Origin of the sequence: Thermocaproicibacter melissae (genome assembly GCF_024498295.1) — a bacterium.
In the GTDB taxonomy this organism is placed as follows: Bacteria; Bacillota; Clostridia; order Oscillospirales; family Acutalibacteraceae; genus Thermocaproicibacter; species Thermocaproicibacter melissae.
Genome location: NZ_CP101827.1, coordinates 151,172 through 162,879, shown reverse-complemented (window position 1 = coordinate 162,879; position 11,708 = coordinate 151,172). Strand labels below are relative to the sequence as shown.

Genomic DNA, 11,708 nt, shown 5'->3' with positions numbered 1-11,708 from the left:
ATTCTGGATATTGAACAGATTGTCATAACTTGGAGTAAAAAAATCGACGGATTAGCTCGAAAGCGGATGGATTGAAAAGAATTCGGGTCATTCTGTTCAAGTGGGCAATTGTGTGTTACAATAATTAGCAATCACTTGGAATATTGCCTTGCGGAAAGCGGCATTTTATGGAAGGAAGGAAGAACCCGATGAACTATGTGTTTTCTGACCGCGTGCAGACGCTGAAACCGTCGGCGATTCGAGAGATCTTCAAGTACGCGGCGGACCCGGCTGTTGTTTCACTTTCTGCCGGCAACCCGGCGCCGGAGGCTTTTCCGGCAAAAGAGATTGCCGAAATCTCCGCAGAAATCTTCCGCAGCCACCCCATTGACGCGCTCCAGTACGGCCTGACGGAAGGCTACACGCCCCTGCGTGACTACCTCACGTCGTACATGAAGGAGAAGCACAATATCGGCCGCAGCTTTGATAATCTGATTATCATGAGCGGCGCCCAACAGGTCATGGACCTCCTTTCCAAATCCGTTCTGAACGAAGGCGACACCGTTCTCTGCGAAGCGCCGAGCTTCATCGGTTCGCTGAACACGTTCCGCTCCTACCGTGCGCATTTGCGCGGCGTGCCGGTGGAACCGGACGGAATGAACATGGACGCACTTGAAACCGCGCTGAAAGAGGAAAAAAACGTCAAGTTCATTTACACCATTCCGAACTTCCAGAACCCAACGGGCGTTACCATGAGCGCCGAAAAGCGCCGCCGTATGTATGAGCTTGCGAAAAAGTACGGCGTCCTGATTTTGGAAGACAATCCGTACGGCGACATCCGCTTCGCCGGCGAACACATCGAAGCCATCAAATCTTTGGACGAGGACGGCATTGTTGTCTACGCGGGCACGTTCTCCAAGGTCATCTCCCCGGGCATCCGCGTCGGCTACTGCATTGCTCCGCAGCCGATTATTCAGAAAATGGTCGTCTGCAAGCAGGGGGAGGATGTTCACACGACAATCTGGAGCCAGATGATCTGCTATGAATTCATGACAAAATACAACTACGAAGCCCACTTGGAGCGTCTGCGCAGCATTTACCGCAAGAAGGCAAAGCTCGCAACCGACGCCATGGACCAATACCTCTCCCCGAAAATCAGCTACCTGCCTATTGAGGGCGGCTTGTTCTTCTGGTGCACGCTGCCGGAGGGCACCGACGCGGCAGAGTTCAGTAAGCAGGCTGTTCTGCGCAAGGTATGCGTCGTTCCTGGAAACGCGTTCCTCACGGACGAAAACGAGAAATGCTCTTCGTTCCGCATCAACTACACCACGCCGACGGATGAAAACCTTGTAAAGGGCATCCAGATTCTCGGCAAGGTTGCAGATGAAATCCTCTGATTACCCAAATAAAAGGAGAAAACGACAAACATGACAGAACCGGCAAATATGGAAGACCGTAAAAAAGTAATATTCAGCGCCATTCAGCCGAGCGGCACCATTACGCTCGGCAACTACCTCGGCGCCCTGAAAAACTGGATTAACCTTCAGGATGAATTTGACTGCATCTATGCGCTCGCAGACCTGCATACCATCACCGTGCGGCAGGACCCGGCGTCTTTTCGCCGCAACACGCTGGAAGCCTATGCGCTTCTGCTGGCCTGCGGCATCGACCCCAAAAAGAGCATCTTCTTCGTCCAGAGTCATGTGCCCACGCACGCTCAGATGGCTTGGATCCTCGACTGCTACACTCAGTTCGGCGAGCTGCAGCGCATGACGCAGTTCAAGGATAAATCCGCCAAGCACCCCGAAAACGTCAACGCCGGCCTGTTCACGTATCCTCCTCTCATGGCCGCAGACATTTTGCTCTATCAGGCTGACCTCGTACCGGTGGGCATCGACCAGAAGCAGCACTTGGAGTTGACCCGCACGATTGCCGAACGCTTCAACGGCATCTACGGCCAGACCTTCACCGTGCCGGACGCATATATTCCGAAACAGGGCGCAAAAATCATGTCCCTGCAGGACCCGACAAAGAAGATGAGCAAATCGGACGAAAACACAAATGCCTACATCGCCATGCTCGACAAGCCGGAGGATATCATGCGCAAATTCAAGCGCGCTGTTACCGACAGCGAAGCCTGCGTGCGCTATGCCGAGGGAAAAGACGGCGTGAACAATCTAATGAGCATCTACTCCTGCGTGACGGGCAAAACGTATGAGCAAATCGAGAACGAATTTGCGGGCAAGGGATACGGAGAATTTAAGGCCGCCGTCGGCGAAGCCGTCGTCGAGCATCTGCGCCCCATCCGCGAACGCTTTGACGACTACATGAAGAACCGCGATTACCTCGAACAGTGCTGGACGGAAGGTGCCGAAAAGGCATACTCTATTTCTATTCGCACTCTGCGAAAGGCTATGAAGAAAATCGGTTTTCTTCCGATGAAGCGTTAATATTCCAGTGTAAAATTTTTCTTGTGAATTATCGCCACAATTTACAGTTTTGCAATTTTCCGTTGCTACGCTGAATTGCGGTGATACTCCATGAGACAAAATTCGGCAAAAAAACTATTTTTCTCCGTTTTGTTTTTTCTACTGATTTTTCTTTGCTGCCTTCCGGCTGTGTCACGTGCAGTACAGTCCGGCTCACTGCCGGAGGTAACCGATACCTTCGTGGTCTCTGCCGACACTACCGTAGCAAAGCTCGGCAAGATGCTGAATATATCCAAGTCCTTAAAACTTACCGTTTATAAAGCTGACGGGAGCATCCGCCCCTCTGGTCCTTTGGCTACCGGCGACCGTGCCGTCATCCAAAATCCCAGCGGAGATGTAATCGGCTGCATCCTGATTACCGTGGAAGGCCAGTCATCACCATCGTCTGCAGGTTCGTCCGCTGTGTCGTCCGAAGTATCGTCTGAGGTTTCTTCAGCACCGGCAAGTGAAAGTTCCGAGCCGGAAGCACCATCCTCGCAGCCGGAATCTTCTGAAACGACCTCCTCGGCGCCGCAACCAGAGATACAGCAGGAGTTTGTTCTGGAAAATTCCATTCCGGTATCTTCCGCTGTGCAGCTCCTTTCGGGCATAGCAAGCCGAGTCACGGTGATTGCACCCGACGGTTCGGCGCGGAAAGACGGCCTCATCTGCACCGGAGATCAGCTTGTGCTTCAGGATGAAAACGGAAACGTATTCCGCACCATAAACGTGACGGTTCTCGGCGACCTCACGCGATGCGGCAGGCCAACCGAAAGCGCCTGCTCTATCCTTTACGATTATCTGATCGGCAACACATCCCTTCCGGCAGATCTTTCGGCTGCTGCCGATGTCAACCGCGACCAGCGCATTGACACTGCCGACCTGCTAAGACTAAAACAAAAGATACTGGAGAATTCCTCCTCGGGGGAATAACTTCGTGCAAAAGGAGTCTGCTTTACCATGTTTGAACCTGCTCTTGTGAAAAATCTCTATGACCTCAGCCACACGGCCGCAAAGCCGCTTTTGGAATCCGTCGATTATCCGTGGGAGGCTCTTCCGAAAATTTCTGAGTTTATTCTTCAACTCGGCGAAACGCTTTCCCCCGATGAATATGAACTGCGCGGTGAGAACGTCTGGGTCGCAAAATCGGCAAAAGTGTTTGATTCCGCCTACCTGAACGGGCCGTGCATCATCGGCCCGGGAACGGAAGTACGCCAATGCGCTTTTGTCCGCGGAAGCGCTCTCGTCGGCGCCGGATGCGTTATCGGAAACTCCACGGAACTGAAAAACGTCATTATCTTCGACAATGTTGAGGTTCCGCACTACAATTACGTTGGTGACTCCATCCTCGGCTACAAGTCGCACATGGGGGCCGGCTCCATTACATCGAACATCAAGTCGGACAGAACGCTCGTAAAAATCCACACCGGAACCGAGGACATTGAGACCGGTTTGAAGAAAATCGGAGCCATGCTCGGCGACCACGTTGAGGTCGGCTGCAACTCCGTGCTGAACCCCGGCACGATAGTCGGGCGCGGAACAAATATCTATCCGCTTTCCATGGTGCGCGGATACATACCTGCCAACAGCATTTATAAACGCCTCGGCGAAATCGCACAGAAGCGCTGAAAGAAATAGAAAAGCCGCTGCCTTTTTTGGCAGCGGCTTTTTTTTGCCTTCAGATATTGAAATGACACAGCTTCCAAATCTCTTTCCGAACCTCGCGGCTCTTACTCTGCGGCGCAAGCACCAGCAGGTAATCTCCCGGAAGAATCTGCGTATCTCCCTTCGGAACAAGCTCGTCGGAACCGCGGCGCAAACCGACGACCAACGAACCCTCCGGCCAGTCGATTTCCCGCAGAAGCTTTCTGGAAAGTCCGCTTCCCGCTTCAACGGGGAATTCAATGAGTTCGCCGCGTTTGTCCGCTGCGGGAATGGCATAGCCGTTCTTCTCAATGTAGCGGTGAAGAAGGGCTTCATAAATCGGCTTTGTTTTCAGCAGATCGGAAACGAACAGCGCGACAAATGAACAGATGGCAACCGGAAGAATGTGCAGGAACGAACCGGTAAGTTCCGCCGTCAGAAGAATACTCGTAACCGGCGCCTTCACGCAGGAAGAAAGTCCGCCCGCGATTCCGCAGACCACGCAAACCGGAAGATAGGCCAACGGCATGCCGAGCTTCTGCGCTGCGAGACCGAAGAAGCAGCCGGAAAGCGCGCCGACGGAGATAATCGGCATGAAGATGCCGCCCGGAGTGCCGCTTCCGAAGCTGGTGCCGGAATACACGATTTTGACCACAAGCAAAACAGCAATCAGCGAGAAGGTGACATTGGCACTTTCCGTCAGCGCTATGAGATTCCGCCCACCGCCGAGAACCTGCGGCAGCAGAAATCCGCACGGAAGGGCCAGAAGCAGCGCCACAATCGGGCGCAGTTTGCGGGGTATTTTTCCGTATGCTGTCTGGAACAGCAGAAGCGCGCGGTTCATGGCGACACCGCAGAGACCCACAAACGCTCCGAGCGGAAACAGCCAGAGGTACTGCGTGAGCGGAAGCTGCGGAATGTTTTGAAAATACAGCACAGGCTTCAGACCGAAAAAGTATTTGGAAATAAAGTCCGCCATAAGTGAGGCGGTTGTCGCCGAGACAAGGACCGTGGGCGAAAAGCTCCGCTGAATCTCCTCAAGCGCAAAAATCATACCCGTCAGCGGGGCACTGAACGCCGCAGAAAGACCGGCGGCAGCGCCCGAAGTGAGCAGATGATTCTTTTCGATTTTCGTTTCGGCAATCTTATTGGATACGCCTTCGCTCACGGCAGCGCCCAACTGAATCGACGGCCCCTCTGGGCCGAACGAAAGTCCGAACAGCGAGCCGAGAATTCCCGCAATATAGCGCACCGCGATGACAACATACCACCGCATTTTTAGGCCGTAGAGGATAACTCCCTCCACTTGAGGAACTCCTCCGCCCGACGCCATCGGCTCAATGCGGATTAACCAGGCAATCAGGAGTCCGGCACCTACGGCTGCCGCAGCCCACACGCAAATCATCACCGGGTGGATTTTGAGGTACTGATAAAGCTGCGTGGCAGCTTCAGTTCCTCTTTCGGTGGCAAGGCGGTAAAGAACGGCAAGCATGCCCGCCAGCGTGCCGGTCAGCAAAGACTTCAGGGCAATATTCCATTGAAAGCGTTCCAGTTTGGAAAGAAAGCGATACATTCGGGACACGAGACAAAACCTCCGGAAATCGGTACTTCCATTATATGCGCTCTTTCGCCGCTTTTCAAATTTCTTCGCAACCCCACTTCTTTCTCCCGATTCCGCTGCGCTCAATAATCAACCGCGTCAGTCGTTTTTCGGTTCTTTCCAGATGGCGGACACCCCTTTGGCAGTTAAGGCGGCAACCAGCCAGATCACCCAAGTGATCATAAACGCCAGCAAAAGAACCACAAGGAAAATATCAACGTAGTCAGGCGTATTCAGGATTCCCGTAATAATCAACGGCGCCGCGCAGAGAATCAGAAGCATATCACCCGCTCCCGCCGCTGAAAAGGGCGCGGAGATTTTTTTGGGGGGGGTAGAGATTGCACGGGACGCTCTTCGCTTGGTGTATTTTGGTTAAAAACGGGGAATATGAATCGTAAAGGTTTCCTAAAATTTACTTATTATATTTCTCTATAGAAATTATAACAAGAGACAGCATGATAAAATATTATCAAAGTTTGAATATTTTTTAACAATCTAAGGAGGATTTTTATGGCACGTTTCACTTTACCGCGCGACATTTATTTCGGTTCCGGCGCAATCAATGAACTCAAAAACCTGAAGGGCCACAAAAAGGCTTTCATCGTCACCGGCGGTCAGTCCATGCGCAAGACCGGTTTCCTGCAGAAAACAGAGGATGTCCTGAAGGCTGCCGGCATGGAGACTAGAATTTATGAAGGTGTTGAGCCGGATCCGTCCATTGAGCGTGTTTTCGACGGTGCAAAGGCTATGCGCGAGTTCGAGCCTGACGTAATTGTCGCCATCGGCGGCGGTTCCCCGATGGACGCTGCAAAGGCTATGTGGGTGTTCTATGAGTATCCGGAGAAGACCTTCGAGGACATTAAAGATCCGTTCACAATGCCGAAGCTCCGCAAAAAGGCTATTTTCGTCGCCATTCCTTCCACAAGCGGCACGGCTTCCGAAGTAACGGCTTTCTCCGTTATCACCGACTACTCCACCAACATCAAGTACCCGCTTGCTGACTTTGAAATTACTCCGGACATTGCGGTTCTCGACTCCGACATTGCCATGACAATGCCGAAAAAACTGACCGCACACACCGGCATGGATGCTCTGACCCACGCTATTGAAGCTTATGTTGCAAGCAACCGCTCCGGTTTCTCCGATCCGCTTGCTCTGCAGGCAATTTCCGATATTTTCGACAGCCTCGTAGATTCCTACAACGGCGACGCGAAAGCACGTGAAAAAATGCACATCGCCCAGTGCCTCGCCGGCATGTCCTTCTCCAACGCACTGCTCGGCATTGCGCACAGCATTGCTCACAAGACCGGCGCTGTGTTCCACCTTCCGCACGGCTGCTGCAACGCCATCCTCCTGCCGTATGTCATTCAATATAACTCCCGCGTCTGCATGGATCGCTACGCAAACATCGCCCGCATCCTCGGCCTGCCCGGCAACACCGACAAGCAGCTCACCGATTCTCTCGTCGAAGCAGTCCGCAGCCTGAACAAGAAGCTCGGCATCGCTCAAACCTACAAGGACAACGGCGTCAGCGAAGAAATGTTCAAGGCAAATGTAAAGACCATTGCCGCCAATGCGGTTCTCGACCCCTGCACCGCTTCCAACCCGCGCCCGACTGACGCAGAAATGATGGAAAAGATCATCAACTGCGCTTACTACGGCGAAGACGTGGCATTCTAATCAAGCGAATTTTGTTTGAAAATTCTCCTGCTGCGCACTCCGGAAACGGAGTGCGTATTTTTTTACCGGCTGGAGCACAAAAAAGCGGCACATGCCAAATGGCGTGTGCCGTTTCTTGTTCGATTCGTTATGGGTTTGATGTCTTTTCGTTTGTTTCATTGCCCATCAGGCTTTCCTGAAGATTGCGGGCGCGCTCCAGATGATACTCATAAATCGGCAGCATCCCTTTCGGAACGGTTTCCTTCTCGCTGAGGTGCATAAGTTCAATGGCTTTCAGCTCGTCCAAAAGCTCGCGATAGCCGGCGACCTTGCAGGAAATGGCGAACACTTCGTCGTCGGCGTTGCGCAGGAGCTTCGCTTCCGACACATAAAGCCGGATGTTTGTGCAAAGGCGTTCGAGGATACCCTCGATTTTCTTGACTTCGATTTCTTTACGCCCCGCTGCACAGAGAAGTGCAGTCTCGATGTTTTCTTTCAGGCTTGTATAGGCAAGCTCGATTTCTTCGGTATAATTCGGCGGAATGACTAGGAGATTGACGACAACCGCCACGGCAATGCCGAGGAGGGCATTTTCCGCGCACATGATTGCGGGGTTCCACGGGTTCTTTCCGCCGGCGGAAAACATGACAGCGGCAAACGCAAAGCAGGTGAGTGTCGCGGCCTCTGTGAGGTGCAGCAGCTGGCAGAGGTAAAGCAGGAGGATAACCCCAACGCCGCAAAGCCCCGCATTTCCACGGGAAATCATGGCAAGTCCGCAGCCGAGCGCAGATCCAATCAGCACACCGATCATCTTGTTCTTGCCGGCACGCACCGAGGTATCCACCGATTTTTCCATGGAAAGCACGGTGGCAATAACAGCGAGGTAGGGCTGGTCGAGCTTCAGAAAAGCGGAAGCCGCAACGCACACCGTAACGGCGATACCCGTTTTGATAATGCGCAGACCGAGCCTCTGCTCTCTGCGAAGCTTATGAATGATTCTATTCATTTTCACCCCACTGCTTTCCGCTTAAAGCAATTTGAGCCACCTGTTCCGGCCGTTCGGCAAGGTAATGCGCACCGTTCTGTTCCAGCTCGGCGCGCGTACGGAAACCCCAAAGCGCACCGACAGTGTCCATTCCGGCAGCGGAACCTGTTTTCATATCCGTATTGGTATCCCCAATGTAAAGACATTCTTTTGGGGATACACCGAGTTTTTCTGCAATGAGAAGCGCACCATCGGGTGCCGGTTTGCGGGGAATATCCGGTTTTTGCCCGAAGCAAACGTCAAAGCTGCCCTGCGGAAAAAGGGTCTCGATAATAGCCGTAACCCACTCATGCGGCTTGTTGGAAAGTACCGCTGTACGAATTCCCGCGCCCTTGAGCCGGCGAATGGTTTCCGGCATACCGGCATAGTTTTTCAGCAAGCGGGTTGGTTCTGCACCGTAAAGGCCGCCGTAAACGGTGCGAACTCTACGGAAATCTTTCTCAGCCCATTTGCCCTTTCCGGCAACACGGTCCAGCATACGTCTTACCTGCATATCGGCTCCGTCGCCTACGATTTTCTTGTAATCCGCTGTGGGGATTACAGGGTATCCGCACTGTTCCAGAGCACGATTGGAAAAATATGCGATGGATTCCAACGTATCTGCCAAAGTGCCATCCAGGTCAAAAATACACGCTAGGTACAAATAATCACCTGATTGTTTTTCGATTCTCGGATTTGCCTTTCTATCATACCCATTTCTACGGTAATTTGCAAGATATCGCTTTAGCAAAGGCTCCGCCTCACAGGCGGAGTCTTGAATTTAAGGGCCATGCAGGTTTTATGCGGTCGGAGCGCGAATGAAAGCGACTTTTTTTCACTTCTTTCGGCGCAGGACGTCCCACGCAAGGTAACCTCCAAGCAGAGCCGCCATGCAGAAGCCAACCGCACCCGGAACCGTAACACCGGGGAGGCACTGCGGCGCGGCTGGAACCGTGCAGAGAACAGCCGATGCGATGAGCAGGCCGCACTCGGCAAGCCCTGCGACAATAAGGCCCGCCGTGTGGCTTATCACATGCTCGCCGCGCGGCGAAACCTGAAGCTCCACATTTGTTTTGACCTGACCGCGTATTCCCATTTTCAGAAGCTCGGAAAGCTGCGAGGGAATGTGCGGCATGCGCCTGCCGGACTGGTACAGCGCGGCAAGCGCCTTTCTTAATTCCTTGCGGGGGTCCATGTAGTCCAACACACGGTTGGAAAGGTGGTTCACCATGACCTGCATCATGTTGATTTCGGGGTCGAGCGAGCTAAGAACGCCTTCTATGGTGACAAGGCCGCGGCCGAGAACCGAAAATCCCTTCGGAAAGGCCAGTCCATTTCGCTCCGCTGCCGCCACCACATCATCCCGAATCTCCAGCAGGTTCATGCTTCCTATGTCAAGGGATTCATAGCGATTCATCAGCGCGTCTATATCGGTAAACAGGCGAGAACGGTCAAGCGTTCTCTTCGGCTCGCAGAAGACGAGCAGAAGGTTGCAAAGCTCATTCACGTCGCCGCGGACAGCCGCACTGATGGCACTTCGGAACAATTCCCTGTCCCGCTTTGTAAGGTGGCCCATGAGCCCCATGTCGAGCCAGACAATCTTTCCGTCCCGAATCCGCAGATTGCCCGGGTGCGGGTCGGCGTGGAAAAAGCCGTCGTCTACAATCTGTTTGACGTAATTCTCCGCCAGCTTCTCGCCGATTTCCGTAAGGTCGTAGCCCTCCGCTTCCAGTCTGTTCTTTTCATCAATCGGAATCCCTTCCACATACTCCATGGTCAGCACGGATTCCGTGGAGTACTCCCTCAGAATACGCGGGCAGCTCACGCAGGCAATATCCGCGTTGAGGCGGGCAAACTCCTCCGCTTGGGCGGCCTCGTTGCTAAAATCCATCTCGGCCAGCGCTGCGGCCCAAATCTCGTCGATGACTTGGTCGAAGTCGACGGCGTCTCCCGTCCCGCCTACGATTGGCAGCAGGCCCGAGACGCGGTGCAGAAGAGCGGTGTCACGCTCCATCACCTCTCGGATGCCGGGCCGTCGTACCTTCACGACAACGCGTTCTCCGTTTTTCAGTTCGGCATAATGGACCTGCGCGATGGATGCCGAACCGATCGGCTTCCTCTCGAACTTCCGAAACATCTCGTGAATCGGGCGTCCAAGCGCACGTTCCACTTCGCCCGCGGCCTCTTCGTATTCCATCGGGCGCACATCCATGCGCAGACGGCTTAACTCCTCGCAGTAGCTGCGGGGCAGCATATCGGTGCGCATGGACATAATCTGACCAAATTTGACAAACGTGGGGCCGAGGTCTTCCAGAATCATCCTCAGCTTTTCGGGCGTCATGCCCCTCGTAGCCCGGTACTTACGCAGTACCGCGAGGATTTCCCTCAGGCGCTCATGGCTGCCTGAGGGTTTAATCTTCTCCATCGGATTCAACCTCAGGTTCCTGCAGTGCCTTTTCCCGGCGTGCAATATCGGCCTTAAGGTTTGCCAGCTCCTCGCTGGTCATTTTGCTGATTGCTTCCGAGATGCCCGCGCCATCCCACTCGTGTGTTACATTTACGGTGACATGCTTTTTGATTTTATCGCAAGCATCGTGCTTTAATTCTTCGTTTAGCTGTTTGCCCTGTTCCAGAGTCAGTTCGCCCTTCTTGACGAGCTCATCCACAATCTGTTTGGATTTCTCGGCGGTAATGGCAACTGCTCCCAGACCGGCAAGAAAAATTTTCTTTAATTCTTCGCTCATCATCCTGCATGCCTCCCAATATTTTGATTTCCGCCCTTATTCTATCCAGCAAAAGCGGAAAAATCAACAATTCGGGAACAGTTTGCATCCAAAACAACAAAAATTTTGGCAGAAACAAACGGACCTACGCTTTCTGCGAAGATCCGTCCGATTGGCAGAAACGTCTGCCTGCGTATGCTTCCGGGGTAACCCGGTTAAGCGTTTCCGGTGCGGTACCCGAAAGATTTTCAATTTGCGCGGCCTTCTGAACGGCTTTCTGCGCATTTTTTATACTTCATCCGCGTTGCAATTCCCCCGCGGATGTGCCGCTGTGCTTTGTTGTAATCCAAAACGACCTTCACTTTTCGGTAAAGCTGAGGGTCAATGTATTTCAGCCTCTGTGCCACGTCTTTATGTACCGTGCTTTTGCTGACTCCGAATTTTCCGGCGGCTGCGCGCACAGTCGTCTTGTGCTCAACGATGTATTCTCCGAGTTCCACCGCGCGCTCCTCAACGATGCCTTTCACTGCCCCACCCTCCAAACGATCCGATTGCTAAATACGTATGCGAAGTACCGGATAATTAGTACAGGTGAACAGAAAACGCCGTGT

The 11,708-nt window shown here is 53.2% G+C and carries 12 protein-coding genes; 5 read left to right on the top strand and 7 right to left on the bottom strand.

Annotation, left to right across the window (positions count from 1 at the left end):
- Positions 1–188: 188 nt before the first annotated feature.
- The 4 genes from NOG13_RS00840 to NOG13_RS00825 all read left to right on the top strand — a co-directional run bounded on the left by NOG13_RS00840 (position 189) and on the right by NOG13_RS00825 (position 4,076).
- Positions 189–1,376, top strand: coding sequence for an aminotransferase-like domain-containing protein (locus tag NOG13_RS00840; protein ID WP_283110432.1), 1,188 nt, complete (start codon positions 189–191; stop codon positions 1,374–1,376).
- Positions 1,377–1,406: 30 nt separating this feature from the next.
- Entirely contained in the window at positions 1,407–2,429 is a 1,023-nt protein-coding gene (trpS, locus tag NOG13_RS00835; RefSeq protein WP_283110431.1) for a tryptophan--tRNA ligase, read from the top strand.
- A gap of 90 nt (positions 2,430–2,519) precedes the next feature.
- On the top strand, positions 2,520–3,380 hold the full coding sequence (locus NOG13_RS00830; RefSeq protein ID WP_283110430.1) for a dockerin type I repeat-containing protein: 861 nt from the start codon (positions 2,520–2,522) through the stop codon (positions 3,378–3,380).
- A 27-nt stretch (positions 3,381–3,407) separates the two neighbouring features.
- Positions 3,408–4,076 carry an acyltransferase gene (locus NOG13_RS00825; RefSeq protein WP_283110429.1) on the top strand — a complete coding sequence of 223 codons (669 nt, stop codon included), beginning with the start codon at positions 3,408–3,410 and terminating at the stop codon, positions 4,074–4,076.
- Between the two features lie 49 nt (positions 4,077–4,125).
- Here the strand turns inward: NOG13_RS00825 and NOG13_RS00820 are convergent, their stop codons facing one another.
- Positions 4,126–5,664, bottom strand: a complete 1,539-nt coding sequence (locus NOG13_RS00820) for a ClC family H(+)/Cl(-) exchange transporter (RefSeq protein WP_283111197.1) — start codon at positions 5,662–5,664, stop codon at positions 4,126–4,128.
- Positions 5,665–5,790: 126 nt separating this feature from the next.
- Positions 5,791–5,973, bottom strand: a complete 183-nt coding sequence (locus NOG13_RS00815; RefSeq protein ID WP_283110428.1) for a hypothetical protein — start codon at positions 5,971–5,973, stop codon at positions 5,791–5,793.
- Positions 5,974–6,201: 228 nt separating this feature from the next.
- Here NOG13_RS00815 and NOG13_RS00810 point away from each other — a divergent pair, with 228 nt between their 5' ends.
- The gene (locus tag NOG13_RS00810) at positions 6,202–7,371 is read left to right on the top strand and encodes an iron-containing alcohol dehydrogenase (protein ID WP_283110427.1); all 1,170 of its coding nucleotides are present in this window, start codon (positions 6,202–6,204) and stop codon (positions 7,369–7,371) included.
- Positions 7,372–7,498: 127 nt separating this feature from the next.
- Here the strand turns inward: NOG13_RS00810 and NOG13_RS00805 are convergent, their stop codons facing one another.
- From NOG13_RS00805 to spoIIID, 5 genes are all read right to left on the bottom strand, one after another.
- Positions 7,499–8,356, bottom strand: a complete 858-nt coding sequence (locus NOG13_RS00805; protein ID WP_283110426.1) for an FUSC family protein — start codon at positions 8,354–8,356, stop codon at positions 7,499–7,501.
- On the bottom strand, positions 8,349–9,038 hold the full coding sequence (locus tag NOG13_RS00800; RefSeq protein WP_283110425.1) for an HAD family hydrolase: 690 nt from the start codon (positions 9,036–9,038) through the stop codon (positions 8,349–8,351). The genes NOG13_RS00805 and NOG13_RS00800 overlap by 8 nt, the downstream gene beginning before the upstream one ends.
- Before the next feature lie 171 nt (positions 9,039–9,209).
- Positions 9,210–10,799, bottom strand: a complete 1,590-nt coding sequence (locus NOG13_RS00795) for an ABC1 kinase family protein (protein WP_283110424.1) — start codon at positions 10,797–10,799, stop codon at positions 9,210–9,212.
- On the bottom strand, positions 10,786–11,121 hold the full coding sequence (locus tag NOG13_RS00790) for a phasin family protein (protein ID WP_283110423.1): 336 nt from the start codon (positions 11,119–11,121) through the stop codon (positions 10,786–10,788). The genes NOG13_RS00795 and NOG13_RS00790 overlap by 14 nt, the downstream gene beginning before the upstream one ends.
- A 224-nt stretch (positions 11,122–11,345) precedes the next feature.
- Positions 11,346–11,624, bottom strand: coding sequence for a sporulation transcriptional regulator SpoIIID (gene spoIIID / locus NOG13_RS00785; protein ID WP_283110422.1), 279 nt, complete (start codon positions 11,622–11,624; stop codon positions 11,346–11,348).
- Between the last annotated feature and the right edge of the window lie 84 nt (positions 11,625–11,708).